This is a genomic window from Bradyrhizobium sp. USDA 4454, assembly GCF_054822705.1.
The window spans coordinates 3,656,380-3,680,758 of record NZ_JBTRCN010000001.1; the positions used below are offsets into that span (position 1 = coordinate 3,656,380).

Genomic DNA, 24,379 nt, shown 5'->3' on the forward strand with positions numbered 1-24,379 from the left:
CCGCCTGATGTCCGCTCAACCTCTAACACCGGCCGGAAAGCGGACATCTCCCGATGTCGCTGAAGGGCCAATTGCAGACAAGGTCATGCATTGGCGATGCTATGTGCGTTGCTGAGAATTCCACGCCTTATGCACGAACTCAAGGCGGTTTCCATCGAAGTCGGCCACGTTGGCGGCGTAGTAGCCGGGGGCAAAGTAGGTGCGATCCGCCGGTTTGCCCTCGTCAGTGCCCCCAGCTTTGATTGCCGCGGCATAGGCTGCGTCGACGAGTTCATTTGTGTCGCAGACAATCCCGAGATACAGCCCGGTCTCGCCAGGTTCGCGTTGACGTAACCAAATGCTTGATCCGACCGCCTTTCCGGTGCCGTAGACGTCGTCTCCGATGCCGTAGAGATCAGGGACGCCCTCGGGGCCCGAAGTTGAGTCGTAGTTACCGAAGACCCTCCAGCCGAGCGGCTTCAGGGCCTCAGAGTAAAAGGCCAATGACTTGTCGATGTTGGTGACGGATATGTAGACGTGGTCAATCATTCGGTCCTCTTGGCCAAAGTCCTGTCAATCATCTCGATCAATGCGAGATCCTTCAATCAAAACTGCTGGTTCGTCGTATCCTTTGCGACTGCTGTAAAAGAGAAGCGTCATCAATCCGACGCCAACAGCCAAAGAGAAAATCACGCCGAACCCCATCGCGATATAGCCTGACGCTGGTACGTCGGCATCTCCGAGGGTCCAACCAAGATAGGCGATGACGCCAGTCGCGACCAGGAGCAACAACAACACCGTAAGCACAATCCATGTACCAATTCCATTTCGACGTAAAGATTGGTGTTCGCTTGATAGCTAGTCGGTAGTCTTACCCTTCATGGGGCGTGCTCTGGTGCCGATGACGGCGACGCGACGAATGGGCATAGTGCTCGTCATGTCAATTCTCCGATACGTTTGTCGGATTTCGATTGGGATGCTGCTGGCCGAAGCTGCAGGTCGTCGCGTCCTTGGGGCCCGCGAGGCCCGTAGTCGATCTCGGCGCCCTTGTTGCTGCTCGCGATGACCGGCGCGAGCGCATCGCAGGAGTCCATGATCGATTCGACGAAAATCATCGTATCGTTGGGCTGATTGAGCACGTCTTGCAGATCCTCATTCGTTCTGACGACAAACGAGCGCGCAGACGTGTTGGGGCAAAAAACCTTGGGGAGATCGGCATAGAGCCAGTTGGCGACATCGTTGTACGGCTCTGTCTTGCCGATATAACCGCGTTCGATGGTGTATCCGCCATTGTTGATCAGGAAGATTACCGGCTTGTGCTCGTGTCGCAGAATGGTCGACAGCTCTTGCGCCGTGACCTGGAACGAGCCATCGCCGAGGAACAGTAGGTGACGACGGTCCGGGGCGGCCGTGAGCGCGCCCAGCAAGGCTCCGACCGAGTAGCCGATCGATCCCCAATTGATCGAGCCGATGAAAGTGCAATTCGGCGGAAGCCTAAGGCCCAGGAGGACGAATGACGTGCCATTGTCGACGTAAAGGACGTCTCCGGGTCGGAGATAGCTCTGGATGGCCTGCCAATAGGCGGCTTGAGTCAGCTTGGCGGAGCCCTCGATCTCGGTGCTCGCCCGAGCTCGCATAAGATGACCTGGAGCGCGGCGGCTGACGAGCGGGATAGCCTCGATTACGCCGCGGAGGACTTCCTTGAGCGTCACCGCCTGATAGTTATCGTCACCCACGTCCACTGAATGGCCGCGCGCGTAGATCGTATGCGCGGGTAGCGAAGCCGTGAAGTCGCCGGTGGTCACCTCGATCGGCCTGTAGCCGATCGAGAGCAGGCAGTCGCTGCCTTCGATCGCTTCGCGTACCTGCGGGTCGCTCGCCTGGCCGCCGTAGATGCCGAGGTAGTATGAGAATGTCTCGTCAATCACGGCTTTGGCCGCGTTGACGACCGCTACGGGTGCCTGCATCTTCCCGGCGAGTTCCATGAGTTCGGACGCGACGCCAAAACGATCTGCGTCCGCATCCACGAGGATCGCCGGCGAGGTGGCACCGGACAGCCGCGCCACGACAGCAGCGATGCACGAGCGCAGACGTTCCGGATCACTCGGCGGTTCGGCGAGCACGAGCGGATCTGCCGGGACCTCGATGTCCAGGTAAGCAATGTCGGACGGCAGCTCCATATACACTGGAAGCTTTTCCCGCCAGGCAGTGAGGATCAGCCGATCGATTTCGGCGGCTGCATTGCGCGGAGTGAGCCGCGCTCGTGCCGCTGTCACTGGCGTATAGGCGTCGAGAAAATGGTCAAAGTTTCCGTCCGCCATTGTGTGATGCATCCCCAGGCCGCGGTCGATCGACCTGAGTGGTATCGATCCGCAAATACAAATGACCGGAATGTGCTCGCTGTAAGAGCCGCCGATGCCGTTGATCGCGCTCAGGGCGCCGACGCCGTTGGTAACCAGCAGCGCACCCAATCCGTTCAGCCGTGCATAGCCGTCCGCCGCGTAAGACGCGGTCAGCTCGCCGGTCGTGCCGACCCACTTCAACGCGCCCGCGTCATAAAGCTGCTGCAAAAGCGTCAGGTTGTAGTCGCCGGGAACACCGAACAAGTGCCGGATGCCGGCCTCCTCCAGACGGCGAAGCAGGAAGTCGCCAATCTTCATGCGTAGACTTGGAATGCTGGACATTGTTGTCTCCTCAGATTGGTTGATGTCAGTGGAAGTAGGTCTCAAGATTCCTTTGGAATGCAGCCGGGCCGCGCCGGATCTGCACCGAGCAATCCCGCAAGGCTCCGGCTAAGGTCGGCGCGCCCCCTCTGAAACAGCGTCGCGCCTTCGTCGCTGCTGTCGCGGATCGTGACAGTCGCGGTCAGGCCAGACACTAGCGGCACTTCGGGTGGCACCTTGTCGATCGCGATGCGGACGGGCACGCGCTGCGCCAAACGAACCCAGGTGTAGACCGGATCGACGTTGGGCAAGCCCTGCGTCGCGGCTGTCGCATTGGACACACTGACGCCACGCGTCACCGTTGCGACGTGACCAATGATCGGCGCTGAATAGCCCACCAGCTTTGCCTCGGCGCGATCACCTACGCACAGTCGAGCCAGCTTGGTTTCCTCGAAATAGCCGTCTACCCAGTAGCTATCCGTATCTATGATCGAAACGTTGGGGGTGCCTTGGTGCGCGTAGTCGCCCTCTCGCAATAATAGATTGGTGACGTGTCCGTTGACCGGACTGCGAACCTCTGTGCGCTGTAGGTTGATCTCCGCCTGCGATACCACCTCTTGAGCCGCATCAGCGGCCGCTTTCGCTTGAATCGCGCCTCCCTCATAGACCTGCTTTTCCTCCGTGCTGCTCGCAAGGTCGGACAAGCGGCCGCGACGCTCGGACTGCAATTCCTTTACGTTCTGATCGGCCCTCTTTTGCTCCAAAACTGCTCTGAACCCGCGCAGTGCCACCTGAAAATCAAAGGGATCGATGACATACAAGAGGTCGCCCTTGTGCACGAATTGATTATCGGCGACTCGAACCTCCTTGATCTGTCCGGAAACTTGCGGCGCCACACTCGCGACCTGCACTCGCACGCGACCATCGCGCGTCCAAGGTGCAGCGTTGTACAGGTCCCAGGTCACCACGGCGCTCAGCACCGCAACAATGCCAATGCCGGCCGTAGCCATCTTTTTCAACACGATCCGCACTGTTCGTGAGACATCACTTGGTCGACGTGACATAGGCTTGGCCGAAGGAGGGATAATCTGTTCGTCCCGAACGTGATCGTTCGCGATCTCTCGTTCGGCATCTTCGAACCCGCTCGCCACCCGAACGGATGCCGGCGACGAGCGGGCGACACCTCCCTGCGCATCGTCTTTCCGAACAGCTTCAAGAACAATCGTATCCATGGCGTTCTCCTCTAGGACAACAGCATCAACACGCACAGAACCGTCACATAGAGACTGAGCTGCGCAATCGCGGCGTGACTGAACATCTTCGCAAAGCCTGTAACCTGCAGGAGTGGCCGGAGCACCATGACGGTAACAAGGGCGACCACCAGGTAGGTTACAAAGGGCGCTACCAGAACGCCTCCGACGACCAATTCTCCAAAAGTGCGCGCCATTAGGTCGTCTCCCACGCGGAAAACACTACGCCGTCCTGATCGATGATGTCGCTTGTGAAGACCAGACACGCCGCGGCCTCTGCTTCGATGGAATCCGCTCGCGGGTTTCGATCGCGCAACTGCTGCGCGATGGCGCGGATCGTGCCCGTCTCTCGTGTGGCGATCGCCGCTCGCGCATGCCGGCACAATGTAGCGAGCGGCCCGGTAGCGAGCTGCTTTAGTGTTTCATCGGAAAGCCTGATCATTGCCGATTGATAAAAGCAGGAGAGCATTTCGGCCACAGCGCGACCGTCCTGCGCTCCGTTGGCGGAAAGGAATTGTCCGATGCGTGATGCGTCGCGGAACGCTACCTCTTCCGGAGTCAGGCTGTTGTTGTCGTTTGGATTCCGCAACTCGCCGCGAGCTTCCGCGAGCAGCCGCATCTTTTGCCTCTCATCGGAGAGAGGCGGTATCAGCATTTGCGCCGCCAGCAGGACCGCTGCAGCCGTGACAAGGAACACAGATATGAAGAGGAACGTCTGCGGATCATAGTTTTGGGGATTGCTCGGCGCCAGGATGGTCGTGATCGCGATGAGGTTGACGCGACCGAGTCCTGACCACAGAAGACTTTGCGATGTGGTGAGAAGTGCCGCGCCGATTGTAAACGGAGCCAGGGCGATCGCCAGTACAAGAAAGGCGTCACTGCCATCGAGGACGCTGAACTCGAGTATCCCGGCCAGCACAGCTGCGATCGGCGCACCGATGAGGGCGATGGTGGTGAAGCCGCGCGGATTCGGCGTTGTTGCTCCCAGTGCGGCCACCGCCGCGACAAGATACAGCGAGACGCTTGCGGCGGACCATCCGGCCCAAACGAATATGATCGACGCGATCGCAAACCATAGAGCGGCGCGCAAACCACTTTCGGCTGCAATTCGATACGAGCGGTATAAGGGGGCACGCCACAACGTTGCCGGCCATTCGGCCCACCTCAGGGCCAACAGTGCCTGGCGAACGTTCTCGTCCCGTCGCAACAATTCTTTGGCCTGCCATGCGGCGGTTTCCCGATCGAGATGAGCAGGGCTCGAATTGAACGTGCTTGCCGCCTCCAATTCAGCAACCAATCCGACGGCAGCGCTTCGGGCGGCCGCGCTCCTGACGGAGCCGCTGCTCAACTCCAGCGCGGCGCTTTCTATCACGGGACGGAGCTCCACGATTTCACGTATCAGGGATAGAAAGGTCGTCGAATTGCCTTGGCCGTGGAGAGCAACACTTGCGTATTGACGGACACGGCGATGAATTGCCTCGAGCTGCGCCATGAGTCGCGGATGCCGGTCGGGAGCCAGCAGCAATACATTTACGACCGCAATGGATGCGATGCCGACGACGATCGCCGCGCCACGCTCCATGCTGATCTCGAACACGTTTTGCGGATTGTCGATCTGCTGTATAGCGATGATTCCAACCGTGTAGCCGGATAGGGCAGCTGCATAGGCGCGATAGCCATCCAGAAGCCTCGCTGCAAAGACGCAGAGGCCGAGCCACACTGCAGACGCCGCCAGCACCAGGTCTCTCGCCTGGGAAAACAGCCCGGTTATTGCGAGTGAAGCGATCACCCCCACAATGGTGGCGAGCAGTCGGAAGCCCGCCTTGTCCAGCGCCTGACCGCGGGTTGGTTCTGCGAGAATTGCAACGGTCACCGCGGCCGTCGAGGGAATTTCCAACTGCAGCCAAAAGCTTACAAACAAGGCCAGGATGGTCGCGACCCAAACGCGGACGGCGAAAGCCCACGAGCTGACTGGAATCTTCGCCATCGTGAACGGCTGTTGGATAGTTGTTGCTCGCGTCATCAGGTTTGCTGTCCTGCCGCTTCCAGGATCAGGCTTGCGATCTCCATGGGGTGCGAAATCAACGAAAGATGACTCGCCTTCACTTCGATGGTCTTCGCACCCATGCGTTTGGCCATGAAGCGCTCGAGATCCGGATTGATAGTGCGGTCCTCGGTCGATACCGCATAGAAACTCGGCTTTGAACGCCATGCCGCATTGGTGGTCTTTCCAGTAAGCAGCGCTTTTTGAAACGGCTGCTGCACCGCATAGAGCACTTTTGCCTTCGCAGGCGGGAGGTCGCCAGCGAAGTCGCGCAGAAAGGCTTCCTCGGAAAGGCGACCCTCGTCACCGTCGAAAACGATGCCGGCCGATGCCGGCGGGGGCGAAAACGTCTTGGCCAGGGCCGTGTAATCTTCGCCCGCATCAGGTGCGCGTGCCGCCACATAGACTAGTGCGGACACATTTGGATGCACCCCGGCCTCGGTCACGATCATGCCGGAGAAGGAATGGCCGACCAGCACTGTCGGGCCATCCTGTCGCGCCAATACGCGCTCGGCTGATGCGACGGCTTCGGGCAAAGTGGTCAACGGATTTTGCACAGAGGTGACATTCAGGCCCGCGGCCTGCAACCGCGGGATCACATCGGTCCAGCAGGAGCCGTCGGCGAACAGTCCATGCACAAGCACGACGTTGCGGGCCTTCGGCCGAGCTACGTTTGCCGCCATGCCTCGGGCGGAGATCAGCGAGGCTGCTGCGCCGGCCAGCAGCGCAGTTGAGAACGTGCGTCTGTCGATCATCATGGTATCGCTCCTTCGTGAAGAGTGGCGGGACGACTGAACTCGATGATGCGGGTTATGGAGCTGCTCCGGTCTGTTGAGCTGATGCCGAAGGCGGCCAGTGCAAGTCCTGCAGGCAAAGCCAATGACCACAAACCGACGGCAGATTCGGCAGCCGCTCCCAGGAGGCAGCCGGTCGAAAAGCCGAGAATCACTGGAAAAGTATTTTTCGCGCGGGCCCGGGCTTGTGCCGCCTTTGCATGGTCACAGCCAACCAGCATCTCGCCAAGATCCAGCACGAAGCGAGTGACGTTTGTTGTCATCACCGATGTCGCAGGCGCATTCGTCAGCGAAATCTGCGCGAGCGCGTTCTGGACCGCCATTGCCGCAACCCCGAGCAGACCCGCGATGGTCGCAAGTATCGCGTTTGGGTCGCGCCATGGGCCCCACACACCGCAAACCACGAGGAAGGCAACGAGAAAGAGCACCTCCGTCAGCAGCAACGGTCGCAAGGTTGAAAGTCCTGCTCGCGTCAAGCCGCCGGCAAGCAAACGCGTGAAGAACAGCGTCAGCATGAAGACTGGCAGGGCCAGTACGTGAGAAAGTATCGTCGGGTCGCCGGCAACGAAATGCGCCGACAGTACGACGAGATTGCCCGTGATATGGGCGGTGAACAGTCCGTTGAGGCCGAGAAAGCCGATGGTATCAGTCGATCCCGCGATCACGCCCAGGACCAATGGAATGGCGCGACTTGTGAAATCGAAGAGTGCGGACGCCGCGGCTGCAGGGTCCCCTTGAGGCGAGGTCGTCCGCTCGTTTCCGGCAGGACCAACACCTGCCGCGGGGCTGAGTTTTCCGCTTGTGGCGCACACCGCCGCTGCTCGCGCCAACCGTGGGGAGCAATTGGGTTCGTGCTGGAACGGGCTCAACATGACGAGGTCTCTTCGCGTGCTGGTGTCCTTCAGCGAACGGTAGGAGTTCGTCATTGATTATAGAAACGATATTTTATAATATCATTGATTGAAAAACGCGATCAAACTGCATGCTCGATTTCGACCTGCTGCGCGCCTTCGTCGCTGTCGCCGAGTGCGGGGGATTCCACCGCGCTGCCGATCAGCTCAACCTGACGCAGTCGACCATCAGCCAACAGATCAAGCGCCTGGAACAAGAGACGAAGCGACCTCTTTTCCGGCGCACGACCCGAAGCGTTGCGCTCACCGACGATGGCGAGATGCTACTCGTCGATGCCCGTCGTCTGCTGCAGCTTGAGGAGGCGGCCCGCCATCGTCTGGCGGCGCCGCGCTTGTCCGGTATGGTCCGTCTCGGGGTAGTCGAGGAAATTGCCGGCGGCTCGCTGCCCTCGGCGCTCGGTCGCTTTGCCACGTTGCATCCAGCCGTGAAGCTCGAGGTGCAGATCGGTGTCAGTGCAGAACTGATCGAGCAGCTCAATGCTGGGCGACTTGATGTCGTGTTCGCCAAACGCCCGCTCGGCACGTCACGCGGACGACTGGTCTGGCGCGAGCCGCTGGTCTGGGCGGCGGCCGAGACCTTCGATCTCGTACCGGGTTCGGTGCTTCCGCTTGCGCTTTATCGGGAGAGGTCGGTATCGCGCGAAGCGGCGCTGGCCGCGCTCGACAACGGCGAGTGGATCTGGGAGATCGTCTATACCAGCCCCAGCTTGACAGGCGTGCGCGCAGCGGCGCTTGCCGGCCTTGCCATCACGCCGCTTCCGGCGAGCGCGGTCATCACAGGCTTGCGCATTCTAGGACTGGAAACCGGACTGCCGCGTCTTCCCGACCTTGAGTTTGCGATCTACGAGAAGGCTCGGCCGGAAAAGGCGGCAGCCGCGCTCGCGACTGCACTGCTGGCGCTTGGGCAATCACCGGCACGGCCGACGATTTGAGGAGGCTCGCCCTTGCCTTTGACTGGCACAACTGCGGACTGCTTGTAAACGACTTGTCTCGGCAGCCTCCGGATTTTTGCCAGCTGTTGAGCGGCTGGAACGAGGTGAGGCAGCGAGAAACTGCCAATGAATTCACGTCTTACGATCGCATCTGCTGCGGCAAAGTCCGGTTGCGTCCGGACCTCGATCTCCTTATCTGTCCGTCTTCGTCCGCTTCGGGTCAAAAGCGGTCGATGACGATTGAACTGAACGAAGTCCGTCTACCTCAGCGAACCGGCCTCCGGGATGGTCGGAGGAATCGCCGGCTACGGGTCAACGACTAGCTAACACCGGGCCCGGTCCGCTTGCCGAGGAATGAATTGCTTCGTCGCTTCAGCGCCAAATTGCACTGCAATTTTGTCGCGAGCTCCTCGCAATGATGCTGGAGTGGAGGCTGTTCAGCACCGCGCGGGCTCGCCGATCATGTCGGGCTGCCGCGTCAGCGACACCGCGGGCGACAGCAGGATCACCAGCGCCTGGGCGGCGAAGATCGCGGCCGCGAGATACAGGCAGGCTTCGGCACCGTAGAGGCCGCCGACGATGGCGCCCAGCGCGGAGCCGAGCGGGCGGGCGCCGTAGCTCATGATGTTGATCGCCGAGACGCGGCCGAGCAGCGAGGGCGGCGTCACCGATTGCCTGAGCGTGGTGGTCGAGATCACCCACAGGATCGGGCCGACGCCGAGCAGGAAGAAGCCGAGGCCCGCGAGCAGCGGCGTCGCGACCCAGGTGGTCAGCGCCATCACCAGTGAGGCGACGAGGCCGGTCACCGGGCCGAGCCCGATCACGGTGCCGAACGCCAGCCGCTTCATCACCCGGGTCGCGAACAGTGCGCCGACCACCATGCCGACGCCGTACATCGCAAGCGTGGTGCCGACGCCGGTGGCGCTGAGCCCGAGATGGCGCACCGCATAGGGCACGAACACGGCGAGCAGCAGGAACGACGCGGTGTTGAAGATGAACTGGGTGATGAACACCGGCCGCAGCAGCGCGTGGTGCATCACGAAAACAGCGCCTTCCTTGATGTCCTGCATCGGATGACGCCGAGGGGCGGGCTGGCGCGCCGGCTCGTAAAGGCCGGCGAGCAGCACGACCGCGATCGCCGACAACGCCGCGGCGAAGCCGAACGCAGGCGCGGCGCCGACCCAGCCGACCAGCACGCCGCCGAGTGCGGGACCGCTGGCGAAGGCGACGGTCCGTGCCAGCTCGATGCGGGCATTGGCGGCCGGCAATTGCTGTGATGTCACCAGCGACGGGACCAGGGCCGGCGCCGCGACGCTGTAGGCGACCGTGCCGCAGACTGCGATGAAGCCGAGCAAGGCAAGCAGCGGCAGGGTCATCAGGCCGAGCCACAGCAACAGCAGGATTGCGGCCAACGCTGCGGCGCGCAGCGCCTCGGAGCCCGCCATCACCCAGCGCCGCGACACGCGGTCGGCCAACAGTCCGGCGGGAATGGCGAACAGGATGAACGGCAAGGTCAATGCAGTTTGCAGCAGGCCGGTCTGACCTTCGCCGACGCCGAGCACCAGCACCGCGACGATCGGCGCGGCCGCAAGCGCGATCTGCTCGGCCGATTGCGCGGCGAGGTTGGACCAAGCCAGGCGATTGAAGGTGCTTGGCAGGCGAGGCGGCGTATCGGCGGACATGGCGTCGTTCCCTGAATTCTGGATTGCACACCATTGTCGCGCCGCCCAACGCCGGAACCCACCCGCTTCCCGACAACACGCCTGCGCGAGGACCGCTAGATGCAGTTGCAAATGAGTTGCAATAACGGGCGAGATCGGCCATCCTGACGTCATGGATGCCAGGACCCCTGAAATGCCTTCCGTTGCCGCCTCCAGCACCGTGCCGGGCGGCTGGCGCAGTGACGCCGGCCATGCCCGCAGCCTGCCGGAGGTGAACGCGACGGTTGCGGTCCCGACCGGCGGCCTGTGGTGGCGGCGGCTGCTCGCCTTCGCAGGACCCGGCTATCTGGTCTCGGTCGGCTACATGGACCCCGGCAATTGGGCCACCGACCTCGCGGGTGGATCGAAGTTCGGCTACACGCTGCTGTCGGTCATCCTGCTCTCCAATTTGATGGCGATCCTGCTGCAGGCGCTCGCCGCACGGCTCGGCATCGCCACCGACCGCGACCTGGCGCAGGCCTGCCGCGCCACCTATTCGCGCCCGGTCAACCTGCTGCTATGGCTCGCCTGCGAGGCCGCGATCATCGCCTGCGATCTCGCCGAAGTGATCGGCACCGCGATCGCGCTGAAGCTCCTGTTCGGCATTCCCCTGATCGGCGGCGCGCTGCTCGCCGCGCTCGACGCGTTCCTGCTGCTGCTGCTGATGAACCGCGGCTTCCGCTTCCTCGAGGCCTTCGTGATCGCGCTGTTGATCGTCATCGCGGTCTGCTTCGTGGTGCAGATCGGCGCCGCCGCGCCGCCGATCGCCGGCGTGCTCGGCGGCTTCATGCCGTCGCGCGAGATCGTCACCAATCCGGAGATGCTCTACATCGCGATCGGCATCATCGGCGCGACCGTGATGCCGCATAACCTCTATCTGCACTCCTCGATCGTGCAGACCCGCGCCTATCCGCGCACCGAGGCGGGGCGGCGCGATGCGATCAAATGGGCGACCACCGATTCCACCATCGCGCTGATGCTGGCGCTGTTCGTCAACGCCGCGATCCTGGTGCTGGCGGCCGCGACCTTCCACAAGAGCGGCCATGCCGACGTCGCCGAGATCGACCAGGCGTTCGAGCTGCTGTCGCCCCTGCTCGGGCTCGGCATCGCCTCGACGCTGTTCGCGGTGGCGCTGCTGGCCTCCGGCCTCAACTCGACGGTGACCGCGACCTTGGCCGGCCAGATCGTGATGCAGGGCTTTCTCGACCTCAAGCTGCCGGACTGGCTGCAACGGCTGGTGACCCGCGGCATCGCGATCGTCCCGGTCGTCGTGGTCGCGGCGCTCTACGGCGAGAGCGGCACCGCGCAGCTATTGGTATTCAGCCAGGTGGTGCTGTCGATGCAGCTGCCGTTCGCGGTGATCCCGCTGGTGCGCTTCGTGTCCGACAAGCGCAAGATGGGCGCGTTCGCGATCCCGCGCCCGGTTGCGATCACGGCGTGGACTGTCGCCGGCCTGATCGTGATCCTGAACGTGAAGCTGCTGATCGATACGATCGTCGGCACCTAGAGCATGATGAGATTAGGTTGAGCTGGAACGGCGTCGACAGTTCACCTCTCCCCAACGGGGAGAGGTGTGAGACCGGTCTAACGATTCAACCAAAACTCATCGCACTTTAGTCCTGCGGCTCCGCCAAAACCTCGCCTGACGCGTCGACGCGCAGCCAGCCGGACGGCGCGAGCCGCTGCTGCGGCAGGAAGCGGCCCTTATAGTCCATCTTCTTGGAGCCCTCGATCCAGTAGCCGAGATAGACGTAAGGAAGGCCCTGCCGGCGGGCGCGGGCGATGTGGTCGAGGATCATGAAGGTGCCGAGCGAGCGGCTCTCCAGCCCAGGCTCGAAGAAGGAATAGACCATCGACAGCCCGTCGCTGAGCACGTCGGTCAGCGCCACTGCCATCAGCTCGTCGCCGCGGCCGGTGATGGCGCTGTCGGCGTTGCGCTTGCGATATTCGATGATCCGCGTCTCGACATGGCTGTCCTCGACCATCATCGCGTAGTCCAGCACGGTCATGTCGGCCATGCCGCCATTGCGGTGGCGGCGGTCGAGATAGGCCCGAAACACCGAATATTGCTCCGAGGTTGGCACCGCCGTGCGCTGCTCGCCGATGATGTCGGCATTGCGGGCCAGAACCTTGCGGAAGTTGCGGGAAGGGCGGAATTCATTGGCGATCACCCGGACCGAGACGCAGGCCCGGCACTGGTCGCAGGCCGGGCGGTAGGCGATCGACTGGCTGCGGCGGAAGCCGCCATGGGTCAGCAAGTCGTTGAGATCGCCCGCTTTGTCGCCGACCAGGTGCGTGAAAACCTTCCGCTCGTGGCGGCCCGGGAGATACGGGCACGGCGAGGGCGCCGTCAGATAGAACTGCGGGGTATCACGCGAGTGCTGGGTCACGTCGGATCGTCGGGCTCCACAAACAGTACAGGCAGCCGCGTTAGCATCGCCCCCCGGAGGCTAACGGTCAATTGGTTTAGGTGGCCCTAATAGGAGGCCCGCGCCGCCGGACCGACCTGGGTCCGCACCGAGCTGTTGATAACAACGGTTCCGAGGATGATGTCGTGCAGCAGCCGGCGGCGGCCGTTGACGAGGCCGACCAGCAGCACCAGCGGCGACAGGAACGAGACCGTCACCCAGAACAGCACCGCATGGGTGGCGCCGAGCACGAAATAGCCGCGGGCGCCGTACCAGGTGCGCAGTTCCAGATCCATCATGCGCATGCCGATGGTGGCCGAATGCTGGCCGCCGATCGAGGCGCCGTAATAGACGATGGCCCAGACGATCGAGGCCGGCGACACCAGCCAGAACAGCGCCCAGCCGAGGCCGAGCGTGACGAGGCCGAACACCGCAATGAAGATCACGGCCAGGATCACCGGCACCGACAGCACGAAGAGGTCGATCAGGAACGCGAACACGCGCCGCGTCAGCACGCCGCGGAACAGATCCGGCTCTATCGACGGATCGAACGCATGCGGAGGCACGCCGCCGTCATTGCGCCAGGTCTCGCTGCGCCGAGTGCTACCGTCATTGCCGTAAGACATGACCAACCTCCGAGGAAACTCCCGCGCAGGACATGGGAACAGGAGGTTCGCCTGCCAAGCCCGCGCGAACATTAACTAGCCGAAATATTCCGGCGATTCGGCGGCCAGAAGCGGCCGCGGAACGTGTATGTTGCGTCCGGCAAGCCGAGAGGAACCCATGAGCACACGGATCGGGCTGCGCTGCAGGTGCGGAGAGGTGTTCGGTGTCGTCTCGAACCCGTCACCCAAATCGGCCAATCGCGTGACCTGCTACTGTGATGATTGCCAAGCGTTTCTTCATCACCTCGGCCGAGCCGATCTGCTCGATGCCCACGGCGGCACCGATATCGTCCAGGTCGCGCCGTCGTCGCTCGGCTTCTTGCAGGGACAAGACAAGATCGCAGGCGTCCGGCTGACGCCGAAGGGGCTGTTCCGCTGGTACGCGACATGCTGCAACACCCCGGTCGGCAACACGTTGACGCCACGGGTCCCGTTCGTCGGAATTGTCGCGTCGGCGTTTGACGGCGGCGCGGACCGTGCCGATGAAGCATTCGGCAAACCGGTCGGCGCGATCCTCGGGAAATATGCAGTTGGCGAGGCGCCGAAGGGCTCGACCGGATTGAACCTGTCGCTGATCGCGCGCGCCATCGGCAAGGTGCTGGGCTGGCGCCTGCGCGGAAAGGCGTGGCCGCATCCGTTTTTCAGGCGCGAGACCGGCGAGCCGATCTATCCGCTGACCGTGCTGGCGCGACAGCAACGCGACGCATTGCGTCCGCTGTGTGGCCCGCATCCGACGGCGCCGGCCGCGGGCCCGACGGAGCTCAGCGCTCCGCCTTGATCTTCGCGGCGGCCTGCGGCGCGAAATACGTCAGGATGCCGTCGGCGCCGGCGCGCTTGAAGCCGACCAGGCTCTCCATCATCGCGCGCTCGCCGTCGATCCAGCCATTGGCGGCGGCGCCTGCGATCATCGCGTATTCGCCGGACACCTGGTAGACGAAGGTCGGCATCGCGAAATTGTCCTTCACGCGGCGGACGATGTCGAGATAGGGCATGCCAGGCTTCACCATCACCATGTCGGCGCCCTCCGCGATGTCGAGCTCGACCTCGCGCAATGCCTCGTCGGAATTGGCGCTGTCCATCTGATAGGTGCGCTTGTCGCCGGTCAGCGTCTTGGCCGAGCCGATCGCGTCGCGGAACGGGCCGTAGAAGGCGGAGGCGTATTTCGCCGCATAGGACATGATCTGCACGTCGCCGAAACCGTTGTCGTCGAGTGCGGCGCGGATCGCGCCGATCCGGCCATCCATCATGTCGGACGGCGCGATCACGTCGCAGCCGGCTTCGGCCTGGGTCAGCGCCTGCTTGACCAGCACCGCGACGGTCTCGTCGTTGAGAATCTTGCCGCCTTCGATCAGTCCGTCATGGCCGTGGCTGGTGAAGGGATCGAGCGCGACGTCGCAGAGCGCGCCGATATCCGGAAATTCCTGCTTGATCGCGCGTACCGCCTGGCAGACCAGATTGTCGGGGTTGAGCGCCTCCGAGCCTTGCTCGTCGCGCAGCGACGGCTCGGTGAAGGGAAACAGCGCGATGCAGGGGATGTCGAGCTTGGCGGCGCGCTCGGCGTCGCGGACGATCTGGTCGACGGTGAGCCGCTCGACGCCGGGCATCGAGGCCACCGGGGTGCGGACGTTGTGGCCGTCGACCACGAACATCGGCCAGATCAGGTCGTCGGTGGTCAGCACGTTCTCGCGCACCAGACGGCGGGCCCATTCGGTCTTGCGGTTGCGGCGCATCCGGATCGTCAGGTCGAGCGAGGGGGAGGCGAGGGCATCGGTCTGGCGCCGCGGCGTGTCGCGCAGTTCGATCGGGCGCCCGAATTTGATCGCCATGTTGTCTTCTCCTCGACGGCAGCCTTGTCTGGACCTGATACTGGTCTGGACCTGATATAATTCGAGTTCTAGCACCTCGTAGCGGCGCCGTCATTGCGCCGCCATTGCATCCCGGTCGCCCTTGAATTGCCGCAACGGCAATTGATTTTGCGTCCCCGGCGGGCCAAGACTGCGCCATGAACCCCAATTTGCAGCCGTTCTTCGGCGATTCGGATGTCTGACACCTCTGCACGCGATCAGCCGCGCGACAACGCCATCTCGGTCAGCGCGATCTCGTCCGACCGGATCGAGCCGGACGACAATGCCTGGACGCGGCGTCTCGTCATCTTCCTGCGCATCATGGCGGTGGTCTCGGTCGCCAAGGGCCTCTACCACTGGGCCCAGGTGACGGGCTTCGTCGGCGGCGAGGAGGAGGCCTTCGAGAACCAGTCGATGGCCTGGCAGACCGCCACGATCTATTTCGCCGTCATCGAGCTCGTCGCCGCGGTCGGGCTTTGGCTCGCGACACCCTGGGGCGCCGTGGTCTGGCTGACCACCGTGGTGTCGATGGCGGTCATCGAGCTGATGTTTCCCGGCATCTATGGCGGCAGCCTCACCGTGGTCGGGCTCGAGGCCCTGATGCTCGCGGCCTATCTGGCGTTGGCCTGGATGTCGGCGCGCGAACGCCCGCCATAAAATAAGGGTCCGCGCATCGGGGTGGCCTGAGGCACTGTTGCCTGACTGCGACAGCCCTGCGAATACCCGGCGGCGGCTGACGATTTTTGGCAGCCGTGCGCCCAACGAGAAGACAGGTCAGCTGGTTCTGCTAGGTGAGTACCGACAGATCGCATCCCTTTCGAGGCGCCCCATTCCCAAGGCGTCTCTGCGGGACCTGCCGTCGGGACCCATTTCACCGGATCTCGGCGCGTGTGCCGGCCGGCTTTGCGCGGGCTGACGGCGGAACCGGTCTGGCCGCGATGAATGATGCCCGCTTGCGCGCATCCCGCCGATCACCCCGATAAAATTTTCGAAGAATTTTCCGGTAACCGATCGGTCACCGTAAAGGGTTCCCTCACACACCTTACGCCGCCGTTTCGAATTCGAACGATGCTGTTTCCGAATGTGACAGTCCAGGCAGACGAAGCGTGAACAGGGGGCCGCCACCGTCAATGAAAAGTTGCGAAAAGCCCTTGATCCATGGGCTTAATCCACGATTCACTGTCTTAAATTCATGATCTCTTTATTCTCTTATTTAAGCGGATATTCAAACGGCCCCCTTACGTTGGACCTATCAGGCGGGACACAAGTTTCGTCGAATAAAGTCGATAAAAACGACAAACAGGGGAAGTGTCATGATGAAAGCCGTTGCGACAACGGCGGCGGATGCCGCCGATCGCGCTGCCGGCCAAGCTCCGGTGCAGCCGCTCTATCTCGAAGCCCTGACTTTGGTGGAGCGGCTGCATCGCCGGCTCCTCGACGTCATCAAGGACGAATTCGATCGTCGCGGCCGCGCCGACATCAACTCGGTGCAGGCGCTGCTGCTGTACAATATCGGTGACAAGGAGCTGACCGCCGGCGAGCTGCGCACCCGCGGCTACTATCTCGGCTCCAACGTCTCCTACAATCTGAAGAAGCTCGTCGAGCTCGGCTTCCTCGATCATCAGCGCTCACGCGTTGATCGCCGCTCGGTCCGCATCCGCCTGACCCCGCAGGGCCAGGAAGTGCGCAAGATCGTCGACGCGCTCTATCAGAAGCACGTCAAGACGGTGGAGCAGGTCGGCGGCATCTCGAACGAGGAGTTTGCGAGCCTCAACAAGTCGCTGCATCGCCTCGAGCGGTTCTGGACCGACCAGATCCTGTATCGCCTCTGAACCCTTGTCGCTTCAGTCCTGCTTTTTCGCCTGATGGCCAAGCCGGCCGTGTGAGAAGACCGGCAGCCTTCCTTCAGTTCAGCCTTGCTTCAGTCCAGCCTTGCTCCAGTTAACGCATCGGTCATGCCCGGCCGATGCGTTTTTCATGTTGCGTATGGTCATGCTGCACCCGCGAAAATAAATGGATGCCGGCCAGGAACCAAGCCATGCCCCGCGCTTTATTCCGTCTCCCAACGGAGAAAAGGGACATGCTGGTCGAACGCGAGATCGAGGTGCTGAGTGTCGAGGTCGTCGGTGACGCCTACGCGATCGCCTCGAACTATCTGCGCAAATCCGGCGCCATTCCCGACACGTTCGCCACCAATGAGCGTCTGCTCGGCATCATCGTCAAGCTGTTCCAGCGCGGTGAGCTGAACCGGCTCCGCCTCGCCAACAAGGCGATCGCGAAGTTCGAGGAAGAGACGCTGGTGGTCGCCTGAGCGTTAACCCGGAGACTTCAATGCAAGCCGCTATCGATCGGATCATGCAGACGTACGATCTGCTGCTCAATCGCACGTCCGCAGCCAGCGACGAGGCGCGGGCGAAGGTGACGGAGTACGTGCAGACGCTGTTCGACGCCGGCGAGCGCGACACGCATCGGCTGACCGTGTGCGGGCTGACCTATCTGCGCCAGCTCGACGGCAGCACCGATCATGTGAAGGCCGGGTATACGGGGTTGTAGGCGCTCTCGTTCCCTGTTGCTGGTTCACCTGTCAAACAGCTTGCTCGCTGTCATCACCCGCGAAAGCGGGTGATCCAGTATTCCAGAGGCAGCAGTGCTTGAGCCGAGAGGCCGCGGCGTACTGGATCGTCCAGTCGGGCCAGGCCTGGGAGTAGCGAACGCCGGTGCTGTGAACCTCCGTGCCGGGCGTCGGTTGGGGCGATCGTGGGAAGCCCGGCCGCCTTGAGCTACCTCTTCTGGGGTATGAGACCGCGGCACTTCTCGCGCGACCTATACTCATCAGGATTTTGCATATCCCTCCTGGGGCTAGAACCAGCGCCGTCCGCACGTGTTTCAAGCGGGCGGCGTTGTGTTGTGCGGCATCCCAATTCCCCGCGCGCCGCTTTCCGATATCGCCAGCCAGGCACGGATCGCCGCCTCCCTGACCTGGTCAAGCGGATCAACGAACGGCCTCGGGATGGTGGGGTTTGTTTTCGTTGTGGTGCGCGCGGTCTGCCTTCAGCGCAGCCGCCGGCGACCGTCGATCAAATGAAATCGCCATTGCGTCCCGTCTGCGCATCAGCGAGCAGACGGGACTTCAGCGCCTACTTGCTCTCCGGCTTCCAGGTCGTGCTGGCCCGATCGTACTTGAAGCCCGGCGCAGCCTTCAGGCTGTCCTTGGTTTCGTCGAGGGTGAGCCACCACTTGTCGTCTTTCTTCTGAGTTTTGACCGCCGTGTATGGCACGATCACGTCCTTCTCGCCGGCGCCGAGAAAGCCGCCGACGCCAACGACGAGGCCGGTCACCTTGCCCGACTTGTCGACAAGCACGTCGTCGATCGTCCCGATCTTGGATTCCTTCGGGTCGTAGACGTTCTGCTTGTAATAGTTGGTGATGGTCCAGCTCTCCGTCGGGGCGGAGGACATGGTGGTTGCCGCATGCGCGGCGGTCGCGAGCGCTGCAGCCACGATGCAGCCGATGGCAAATTTCTTCATCAGAGAACTCCTTGGCTGAACGCCGGTTAGTCGGAGCTGCAGACCTTGACGGTCTTCATGCCGGCCTCGGCCTCGGAGCGGGTCTTGTAGACGGTGCCTGATGGGCTGACGACGGTGGTCGTCGTGTCGACCGGCTTCTGGTCGACGATCGTGCATTTCTTCGTCTTGACGTCCTGCACGACGTAGTATTCGTCCGCGGCAAAAGCCGGCGTGACGAAGGCGGCAAGCAGGGATGCCGCGACAATTGCTCTAACGCTCATGTTTGTCTCCTCCAATAGCCGTACAATCGGCGGAGGTGGAACGGGAAAAATTGGCAAAGGTTCCTAGCATCTGCGGCCTCTGCTCGGCCCGTTTTGGCCAACGAGGATTAGTTCGCGGACTCAGCGCTAGCTGCGCGATGTCGCATTCGATCGCTGTCCCAGGCGTGGCTCTGTCCGGGCCAGCAGCCGTTGAACGTTGGCGCGATGGCGCATGATGATGTACAGGCTGCCCACAATGACGAGTAGCCGGTAGGGCAATGGTTGCTCCAGGCCGCAGACCAGCGCGATCGCGGTGAGCGCCGCCAGCATCGAACCGAGCGAGACAATCCGGAACAGCGCGACCACGATGCCAAAGGCGATCGCGGCCCCCAAACCCACAGGCCAGGACATCGCCAGCAGCACGCCGAGCCCGGTTGCGGCGGATTTGCCGCCGGTGAAATTCAACCAGATCGAACGGCCGTGCCCCAGCAACACGGCAAGGCCGGCGAGGCAAACTGCCCAGGGCACCAAGCGTTGTGGATCAAACGCTGCCGGTGGCGTGACCGATGGCCATGTGGAGAGCCAGGGATAGAACCAGCGGGCAAATTCGATCGCGGCCGCGCCTTTCAGCACATCGAGCAGGAGGACGACCAGCGCAGGCCACCTGCCCAGGGTCCGCAGCACGTTCGTTGCCCCCGTGGATCTGGAACCGTGCTCCCTGATGTCGATGCCCCGCAGCAATTTCCCGGCCAGATAGCCCACGGGAATCGAACCGAGCAGATATGCGGCCGTCAATCCAACCAGACCTGCAATCCAGAACATCATCGCTTGCCCTCGACGCGGCAATGTCGGGCAATCATCGTTCGATGTCCATCGCGGCCGCGCCGGGAACGGGCAGGGACTGTTGATGCGGGATTGCGGTCTCGATGTGGTGCAAAAGGCCCGACGGCCATTACGAACGGCTTCGGCGGCCGGCGCAGTGACGACGAATCGTCCCGGCCGCCTCGGGAAACCCCTTGGCGATGTAAAAGGCCCGCTCCGGGGCTCGCATTTCGGAGCGGGCCAGTCTGGGCGCGGCAAATATCACCGCGGCGCGAAACCTAGCGCGCCATGCTGACACCATCCTGACGACGGTCAAAAAAAGAGCGGCGGCCGAACACCGCCTCTCGCTGTCGCAATGATCGTGAACAGAATGCCTCGCGGCATGCTCACCATTTGTAGCCGAGGCTTGCCGTGATGCGGCGGCGATCGCCGTAGTAGCAGGAACTGATGGTCGCGCAGCTCGCGACGTAGATCTTGTCCGTGATGTTCACGACATTGAGCGCCGCGCGCCAATGGTTGTCCCACTCATAGTGCAAGGCGAGGTCGCCGAGCACGACGCCCGGTACGCGCGCGGTGTTCGCGGTGTCGGCAAAGGACGCGCCGACATAGCGCACGCCGCCGCCGAGGCCGAAGCCTGCGAGCGGACCATCGCGGAAGGTGTAGTCGGTCCAGACCGAGGCGAGCTCGCGCGGCGTGTTGGTCGGCACCGTGCCGATCAGCGCGGGATTGAGGTCCTTGCTGACGAACAGTTCGTAATTGGTGTAGCTCGCCACCAGCTTGAAATCCCGCGTGATGTTGGCGACCGCCTCGAGCTCGACGCCGCGTGAGGTGACCTCGCCGTTCTGGGTCTGGAACAGGGGATTGTTCGGGTCTGTCGTCAGTGCGTTCTTGCGCTTCAGGTCGAACAGCGCGACGCCGAACCGCGCGTTGAGCCCGACCGGCTCGTACTTGACGCCGATCTCGGTCTGCTCGGAGGTCTCCGGCAGCAGCAATTGGCCGGCAGCATTGGTGCCAACAACCGGATTGTAGCCGGTCATGTAGGACACGTAGGGCGCAACGCCAACGTCGAAATTGTAGATCGCGCCGATGCGGCCGGAGAACTGGCTGTCCTGGCGGCTCTGATCGGCGCCGATCCGGTTGTTGTTGGTGAGATCGACCCAGTCCTGGCGTCCGGACAGCACGACTGTCAGGCGATCGAGCTTGACCTGATCCTGCAGATACAGCCCGGCCATGCCCTGGGTGAGATAGGCGTTCTGATACAGCGCGCCGCTGAACGGCTGGTTATTGCCGTAGACCGGATTGAGCACGTTGAGGTTGGTGCCCATGCCAAAGCCCTGGCGGTCGTCGATCCCGTAATATTTCAGGTCGACGCCGACCAGCGCGGTGTGCTGCAGCGCGCCGGTCGAGAAGCGATATTCGACCTGATTGTCGAGATTGAGCTGGGTGGCGATGCCGCGGGCGTAAAAATTGCCGCGGCTGATGTCGGCGGCCGCCGGCGTCGTCGCGTAGCCGAGCCCGTAGAGGCCGGCATAGTAGACGTCGACATGCGCCATGCGCGCATTCTGCCGGAAGTCGACGCTGTCGGTGATGCTCTTCTGGAATTGGTAGCCGACCATCTCCTGATCGCGGCGGAACTGGTCGACATTGGGATCGCCGGCGAACAGGCTGGTCGGAATCTTGCCGAACGGCGCGTTGGTGACGGTGCCCTCATAGGGCAGGAAGTTCAGCGCGCGGGTGTTGGCGTGCGAAGCCATGCCGAACACGGTGAGGCTGGTGTCGGCATCCGGCCGCCAGGTCACCGACGGGGCGAAGAAGAAGTTGTTGTCGTAGACATAGTCGGTCTGGGTGCCGCCGCCCTGGGCCTGGCCGACTAGGCGATACTGCACCTGGCCGCCGGCGGGCTGCGCCATCGCGCCGCCGATGTCGAACTGGGTGTAGGCGTTGCCGAAATTATTGATGCCGGTCTCGATGTAGCGAATGGGCTCGGCGGACGGCAGCTTGCTCACGGCATTGACGAGGCCGCCGGGCGCCGAGCCGCCATACAGGATGCCGGACGGACCGCGCAGCACCTCGACGCGCTCGAGATTGAAGGGCTGCAGCTTCCAGCTCGCATAGGAGGTGTAGAACAGCTGCAGGCCGTCGAGGAACAGCGACTCGTTCTGCGCGGGGAAGCCGCGGATCATGAACCAGTCGTTGCGGAAATCGGCGCCGTAGGTGCCGCCGATCACGCCCGGCGTGTAGCGCAGCACCTCGTCGAACTTGCTGACGATCTTCTGGTCGCGGATCTGCTCGGCGCTGATCACGCTCACCGATTGCGGCGTCTGGATGATCGGCGTGCTGGTCTTGGTGCCGCTCGAGCTCAGCCGCGCCAGATAGCCGGTGACCGGACCGTTGGCGCGCTCGTGCCCGGCGCCTCCGCTTGCGGCCTGCTGCGCGGCCTGTGGCTGCGCGGCGACCGGCGCGGTTGTCGCGCGCCGTGCGGCGCTGCGTGCGCGCGTGGTCCGTTGCGAAGGCTGCTGCGATCGCGCCGCTTGCCGCGGCTGCGGCGCATCGACCGTCACCGACGGCAATTGCGTCTGCGCGGACACATCGTCCGCACTCGCAACCGAGAACACCACCAAGGCCGAAGCAGCCAACCGCTGCGGCCGAATCCATCCGTCCGACATTCAACGCCCCCGAAGAGAATTTTCTTCGGCGTCGTTATCACGCTGATGTTCGTTGACAGCCCGCGCGCGGTTAGAAGCTGTCGAAGCTGTGCGCAAAGCTTGGGTGTGTGACCGAGAGACAACGACGTGCGGTGCGCAATTGCACGCATCACGTGAGAGCTTTGAATCGATCCAGTGTTGAACGATTCAAGAATTGAACGATTCAAAATCGATGCGCGAGTCATGGTCTCGTTGACGCCACGCTCGTGATCAAACGCGTGATGATTGTAAGCGACGCAAGCTGCTGGGTTCTGTTCTCGCGAAGTGCAAGGGGATGACCGCCTCTATCGCCAGTCCGGCACATGCGCGATCGGGGAGGGCTCCATCACGTTCCATTCACATACTGGCCCGGCCGGCCTGGAACCGGGGCCAACGGCCAGCCCGAATCGGGGGGCGGGGCTGCCGACCCAGCCCGCTGGCAATCCCCGCCATCCCCACCATATCTGGCATAATTGACCGCGGGGGACCGCAATTGCTTGGCCATTTTGGGGCGATGTGATAACGCTCTGAAACCAGCTTCGACCGCCACTCGTGACCGTCCGCATCCTGCCTAAAGGCTTGCGGCGGTGGAGATATTTCGCCGATGACCTCATCCCCCAAAACTGCTTCCGCGCCCGATTCCTTCTTCACGGCTGGTCTCGCCGAGGCCGATCCCGAGATCGCCGCCGCGATCAAGGGCGAGCTCGGCCGGCAGCGCCATGAGATCGAGCTGATCGCCTCCGAGAACATCGTCAGCCGCGCCGTGCTGGAGGCGCAGGGCTCGGTGATGACCAACAAATACGCGGAGGGTTATCCGGGCGCGCGCTATTACGGCGGTTGCGAATGGGTCGACGTCGCCGAGAACCTGGCGATCGAGCGCGCCAAGAAGCTGTTCGGCGCGGGCTTTGCCAACGTCCAGCCGAATTCCGGCAGCCAGATGAACCAGGCGGTGTTTCTGGCGCTGCTGCAACCCGGCGACACCTTCATGGGCCTCGACCTCGCCGCCGGCGGCCATCTCACCCACGGCTCGCCGGTCAACATGTCCGGCAAGTGGTTCAAGGCCGCGCACTACACCGTGCGTCGCGAGGACCAGATCATCGACATGGACGAGGTGCAGAAGCAGGCCGAGATCGCCAAGCCGAAGCTGATCATCGCCGGCGGCTCGGCCTATTCGCGCGCCTGGGACTTCAAGCGCTTCCGCGAGATCGCTGACTCGGTCGGCGCGTATCTCTTGGTCGACATGGCGCATTTCGCAGGGCTGGTCGCGGGCGGCGTGCATGCCTCGCCGGTGCCGCATGCCCACGTCACCACCACAACGACGCACAAGTCGCTGCGCGGTCCGCGCGGCGGCCTGATCCTCACCAATGACGAGACGCTGGCCAAGAAGCTGAACTCGGCGATCTTCCCCGGCCTGCAGGGTGGTCCGCTGATGCACGTCATCGCGGCCAAGGCGGTCGCGTTCGCCGAGGCGCTGCGGCCGGACTTCAAGGTCTACGCCAGGAACGTGGTCGAGAACGCCAAGGCGCTGGCCGAGACGCTGCGCGGCCACGGCCTCGACATCGTGTCCGGCGGCACCGACAACCATCTGATGCTGGTCGACCTCCGGCCGAAGGGCCTGAAGGGCAACGTCTCCGAGAAGGCGCTGGTGCGTGCCGGCATCACCTGCAACAAGAACGGCATTCCGTTCGATCCCGAGAAGCCGTTCGTGACCTCGGGCCTGCGCCTCGGCACGCCGGCCGCGACCACGCGCGGCTTCGGAGTCGCCGAGTTCAAGCAGGTCGGTGGCATGATCGCGGAGGTGCTGAACGCGCTGGCGCAGTCGCCGGACGGCAAGGCACCCCTGGTCGAGGCCGCGATCAAGGAGCGCGTCAAGGCGCTGACCGATCGCTTCCCGATCTATCAGTAAGAGCCGCGTGA

General features: G+C 62.9%; 24 protein-coding genes. 8 read left to right on the forward strand and 16 right to left on the reverse strand.

Features of this window, described 5'->3' with window-relative positions:
• Positions 1-99 precede the first annotated feature (99 nt).
• The 8 genes from ACVIW0_RS17075 to ACVIW0_RS17110 all read right to left on the reverse strand — a co-directional run bounded on the left by ACVIW0_RS17075 (position 100) and on the right by ACVIW0_RS17110 (position 7,602).
• The gene (locus ACVIW0_RS17075; protein WP_461353366.1) at positions 100-528 is read right to left on the reverse strand and encodes a VOC family protein; all 429 of its coding nucleotides are present in this window, start codon (positions 526-528) and stop codon (positions 100-102) included.
• 24 nt (positions 529-552) lie between these two features.
• Complete coding sequence (locus ACVIW0_RS17080) at positions 553-777, reverse strand: hypothetical protein (protein ID WP_461353367.1); 225 nt, start codon at positions 775-777, stop codon at positions 553-555.
• Positions 778-914: 137 nt separating this feature from the next.
• Entirely contained in the window at positions 915-2,663 is a 1,749-nt protein-coding gene (locus tag ACVIW0_RS17085; RefSeq protein WP_461353368.1) for an alpha-keto acid decarboxylase family protein, read from the reverse strand.
• A 41-nt stretch (positions 2,664-2,704) separates the two neighbouring features.
• On the reverse strand, positions 2,705-3,874 hold the full coding sequence (locus tag ACVIW0_RS17090; RefSeq protein ID WP_461353369.1) for a biotin/lipoyl-binding protein: 1,170 nt from the start codon (positions 3,872-3,874) through the stop codon (positions 2,705-2,707).
• A gap of 11 nt (positions 3,875-3,885) precedes the next feature.
• The gene (locus tag ACVIW0_RS17095) at positions 3,886-4,089 is read right to left on the reverse strand and encodes a DUF1656 domain-containing protein (protein WP_461353370.1); all 204 of its coding nucleotides are present in this window, start codon (positions 4,087-4,089) and stop codon (positions 3,886-3,888) included.
• The gene (locus ACVIW0_RS17100) at positions 4,089-5,915 is read right to left on the reverse strand and encodes an FUSC family protein (RefSeq protein WP_461353371.1); all 1,827 of its coding nucleotides are present in this window, start codon (positions 5,913-5,915) and stop codon (positions 4,089-4,091) included. The genes ACVIW0_RS17095 and ACVIW0_RS17100 overlap by 1 nt, the downstream gene beginning before the upstream one ends.
• Positions 5,915-6,694, reverse strand: a complete 780-nt coding sequence (locus tag ACVIW0_RS17105) for an alpha/beta fold hydrolase (protein ID WP_461353372.1) — start codon at positions 6,692-6,694, stop codon at positions 5,915-5,917. The genes ACVIW0_RS17100 and ACVIW0_RS17105 overlap by 1 nt, the downstream gene beginning before the upstream one ends.
• The gene (locus tag ACVIW0_RS17110) at positions 6,691-7,602 is read right to left on the reverse strand and encodes a YoaK family protein (protein WP_461353373.1); all 912 of its coding nucleotides are present in this window, start codon (positions 7,600-7,602) and stop codon (positions 6,691-6,693) included. Before ACVIW0_RS17110 ends, ACVIW0_RS17105 begins: the two co-directional genes overlap by 4 nt.
• A 110-nt stretch (positions 7,603-7,712) precedes the next feature.
• Between ACVIW0_RS17110 and ACVIW0_RS17115 the strand changes: the two genes are divergently transcribed.
• A complete protein-coding gene (locus tag ACVIW0_RS17115; protein WP_461353374.1) occupies positions 7,713-8,573 on the forward strand; it encodes a LysR family transcriptional regulator in 861 nt (286 codons plus the stop codon).
• Between the two features lie 437 nt (positions 8,574-9,010).
• Here ACVIW0_RS17115 and ACVIW0_RS17120 read toward each other — a convergent pair whose 3' ends face one another.
• Positions 9,011-10,255 (reverse strand): MFS transporter, encoded by a 1,245-nt coding sequence (locus ACVIW0_RS17120; RefSeq protein ID WP_461353375.1) that lies wholly within the window; start codon positions 10,253-10,255, stop codon positions 9,011-9,013.
• A gap of 151 nt (positions 10,256-10,406) precedes the next feature.
• Here ACVIW0_RS17120 and ACVIW0_RS17125 point away from each other — a divergent pair, with 151 nt between their 5' ends.
• A complete protein-coding gene (locus tag ACVIW0_RS17125; protein ID WP_461353376.1) occupies positions 10,407-11,780 on the forward strand; it encodes an Nramp family divalent metal transporter in 1,374 nt (457 codons plus the stop codon).
• A gap of 106 nt (positions 11,781-11,886) precedes the next feature.
• Here the strand turns inward: ACVIW0_RS17125 and ACVIW0_RS17130 are convergent, their stop codons facing one another.
• Both ACVIW0_RS17130 and ACVIW0_RS17135 read right to left on the reverse strand, forming a co-directional pair.
• Positions 11,887-12,663, reverse strand: a complete 777-nt coding sequence (locus ACVIW0_RS17130) for an arginyltransferase (RefSeq protein ID WP_137477745.1) — start codon at positions 12,661-12,663, stop codon at positions 11,887-11,889.
• A gap of 86 nt (positions 12,664-12,749) precedes the next feature.
• On the reverse strand, positions 12,750-13,307 hold the full coding sequence (locus tag ACVIW0_RS17135; protein ID WP_461353377.1) for an RDD family protein: 558 nt from the start codon (positions 13,305-13,307) through the stop codon (positions 12,750-12,752).
• 157 nt (positions 13,308-13,464) lie between these two features.
• On the opposite strand from ACVIW0_RS17135, the gene ACVIW0_RS17140 reads away from it, so the two are divergent.
• Positions 13,465-14,124, forward strand: a complete 660-nt coding sequence (locus tag ACVIW0_RS17140) for a DUF6151 family protein (protein ID WP_461353378.1) — start codon at positions 13,465-13,467, stop codon at positions 14,122-14,124.
• Here the strand turns inward: ACVIW0_RS17140 and hemB are convergent.
• A complete protein-coding gene (gene hemB, locus ACVIW0_RS17145) occupies positions 14,108-15,172 on the reverse strand; it encodes a porphobilinogen synthase (protein WP_461353379.1) in 1,065 nt (354 codons plus the stop codon). The two genes, ACVIW0_RS17140 and hemB, sit on opposite strands and share 17 nt — an antisense overlap.
• A gap of 213 nt (positions 15,173-15,385) precedes the next feature.
• On the opposite strand from hemB, the gene ACVIW0_RS17150 reads away from it, so the two are divergent.
• The 4 genes from ACVIW0_RS17150 to ACVIW0_RS17165 all read left to right on the forward strand — a co-directional run bounded on the left by ACVIW0_RS17150 (position 15,386) and on the right by ACVIW0_RS17165 (position 17,743).
• Positions 15,386-15,847 carry a DUF6163 family protein gene (locus ACVIW0_RS17150; protein ID WP_461353380.1) on the forward strand — a complete coding sequence of 154 codons (462 nt, stop codon included), beginning with the start codon at positions 15,386-15,388 and terminating at the stop codon, positions 15,845-15,847.
• 656 nt (positions 15,848-16,503) lie between these two features.
• Entirely contained in the window at positions 16,504-17,022 is a 519-nt protein-coding gene (ldtR, locus tag ACVIW0_RS17155; protein WP_024583358.1) for a transcriptional regulator LdtR, read from the forward strand.
• A 248-nt stretch (positions 17,023-17,270) separates the two neighbouring features.
• Entirely contained in the window at positions 17,271-17,501 is a 231-nt protein-coding gene (locus ACVIW0_RS17160) for a hypothetical protein (RefSeq protein ID WP_461353381.1), read from the forward strand.
• A gap of 20 nt (positions 17,502-17,521) precedes the next feature.
• Positions 17,522-17,743 (forward strand): hypothetical protein, encoded by a 222-nt coding sequence (locus ACVIW0_RS17165; RefSeq protein WP_146985603.1) that lies wholly within the window; start codon positions 17,522-17,524, stop codon positions 17,741-17,743.
• A 584-nt stretch (positions 17,744-18,327) separates the two neighbouring features.
• Here ACVIW0_RS17165 and ACVIW0_RS17170 read toward each other — a convergent pair.
• The 4 genes from ACVIW0_RS17170 to ACVIW0_RS17185 form a co-directional block, all read right to left on the reverse strand.
• Positions 18,328-18,717, reverse strand: coding sequence for a PRC-barrel domain-containing protein (locus ACVIW0_RS17170; protein WP_461353382.1), 390 nt, complete (start codon positions 18,715-18,717; stop codon positions 18,328-18,330).
• Between the two features lie 26 nt (positions 18,718-18,743).
• Positions 18,744-18,977 (reverse strand): hypothetical protein, encoded by a 234-nt coding sequence (locus ACVIW0_RS17175; protein WP_461353383.1) that lies wholly within the window; start codon positions 18,975-18,977, stop codon positions 18,744-18,746.
• A gap of 126 nt (positions 18,978-19,103) precedes the next feature.
• Positions 19,104-19,781 carry a glycerol-3-phosphate 1-O-acyltransferase PlsY gene (gene plsY, locus ACVIW0_RS17180; RefSeq protein WP_461353384.1) on the reverse strand — a complete coding sequence of 226 codons (678 nt, stop codon included), beginning with the start codon at positions 19,779-19,781 and terminating at the stop codon, positions 19,104-19,106.
• A gap of 383 nt (positions 19,782-20,164) precedes the next feature.
• Positions 20,165-22,444 carry a TonB-dependent siderophore receptor gene (locus tag ACVIW0_RS17185; RefSeq protein ID WP_461353385.1) on the reverse strand — a complete coding sequence of 760 codons (2,280 nt, stop codon included), beginning with the start codon at positions 22,442-22,444 and terminating at the stop codon, positions 20,165-20,167.
• A 622-nt stretch (positions 22,445-23,066) separates the two neighbouring features.
• Between ACVIW0_RS17185 and glyA the strand changes: the two genes are divergently transcribed.
• Positions 23,067-24,368 carry a serine hydroxymethyltransferase gene (glyA, locus tag ACVIW0_RS17190; protein ID WP_461353386.1) on the forward strand — a complete coding sequence of 434 codons (1,302 nt, stop codon included), beginning with the start codon at positions 23,067-23,069 and terminating at the stop codon, positions 24,366-24,368.
• The last annotated feature ends 11 nt before the right edge of the window (positions 24,369-24,379 follow it).

Coding starts and splice junctions, on each gene's coding strand:
- ACVIW0_RS17075 (WP_461353366.1), bottom strand. CDS start 528: ATGATTGACCACGTCTACATATCCGTCACCAACATCGACAAGTCATTG.
- ACVIW0_RS17085 (WP_461353368.1), bottom strand. CDS start 2,663: ATGTCCAGCATTCCAAGTCTACGCATGAAGATTGGCGACTTCCTGCTT.
- ACVIW0_RS17090 (WP_461353369.1), bottom strand. CDS start 3,874: ATGGATACGATTGTTCTTGAAGCTGTTCGGAAAGACGATGCGCAGGGA.
- ACVIW0_RS17095 (WP_461353370.1), bottom strand. CDS start 4,089: ATGGCGCGCACTTTTGGAGAATTGGTCGTCGGAGGCGTTCTGGTAGCG.
- ACVIW0_RS17100 (WP_461353371.1), bottom strand. CDS start 5,915: ATGACGCGAGCAACAACTATCCAACAGCCGTTCACGATGGCGAAGATT.
- ACVIW0_RS17105 (WP_461353372.1), bottom strand. CDS start 6,694: ATGATGATCGACAGACGCACGTTCTCAACTGCGCTGCTGGCCGGCGCA.
- ACVIW0_RS17110 (WP_461353373.1), bottom strand. CDS start 7,602: ATGTTGAGCCCGTTCCAGCACGAACCCAATTGCTCCCCACGGTTGGCG.
- ACVIW0_RS17115 (WP_461353374.1), top strand. CDS start 7,713: ATGCTCGATTTCGACCTGCTGCGCGCCTTCGTCGCTGTCGCCGAGTGC.
- ACVIW0_RS17120 (WP_461353375.1), bottom strand. CDS start 10,255: ATGTCCGCCGATACGCCGCCTCGCCTGCCAAGCACCTTCAATCGCCTG.
- ACVIW0_RS17125 (WP_461353376.1), top strand. CDS start 10,407: ATGGATGCCAGGACCCCTGAAATGCCTTCCGTTGCCGCCTCCAGCACC.
- ACVIW0_RS17135 (WP_461353377.1), bottom strand. CDS start 13,307: ATGTCTTACGGCAATGACGGTAGCACTCGGCGCAGCGAGACCTGGCGC.
- ACVIW0_RS17140 (WP_461353378.1), top strand. CDS start 13,465: ATGAGCACACGGATCGGGCTGCGCTGCAGGTGCGGAGAGGTGTTCGGT.
- hemB (WP_461353379.1), bottom strand. CDS start 15,172: ATGGCGATCAAATTCGGGCGCCCGATCGAACTGCGCGACACGCCGCGG.
- ACVIW0_RS17150 (WP_461353380.1), top strand. CDS start 15,386: ATGTCTGACACCTCTGCACGCGATCAGCCGCGCGACAACGCCATCTCG.
- ldtR (WP_024583358.1), top strand. CDS start 16,504: ATGATGAAAGCCGTTGCGACAACGGCGGCGGATGCCGCCGATCGCGCT.
- ACVIW0_RS17160 (WP_461353381.1), top strand. CDS start 17,271: ATGCTGGTCGAACGCGAGATCGAGGTGCTGAGTGTCGAGGTCGTCGGT.
- ACVIW0_RS17165 (WP_146985603.1), top strand. CDS start 17,522: ATGCAAGCCGCTATCGATCGGATCATGCAGACGTACGATCTGCTGCTC.
- ACVIW0_RS17170 (WP_461353382.1), bottom strand. CDS start 18,717: ATGAAGAAATTTGCCATCGGCTGCATCGTGGCTGCAGCGCTCGCGACC.
- ACVIW0_RS17175 (WP_461353383.1), bottom strand. CDS start 18,977: ATGAGCGTTAGAGCAATTGTCGCGGCATCCCTGCTTGCCGCCTTCGTC.
- plsY (WP_461353384.1), bottom strand. CDS start 19,781: ATGATGTTCTGGATTGCAGGTCTGGTTGGATTGACGGCCGCATATCTG.
- ACVIW0_RS17185 (WP_461353385.1), bottom strand. CDS start 22,444: ATGTCGGACGGATGGATTCGGCCGCAGCGGTTGGCTGCTTCGGCCTTG.
- glyA (WP_461353386.1), top strand. CDS start 23,067: ATGACCTCATCCCCCAAAACTGCTTCCGCGCCCGATTCCTTCTTCACG.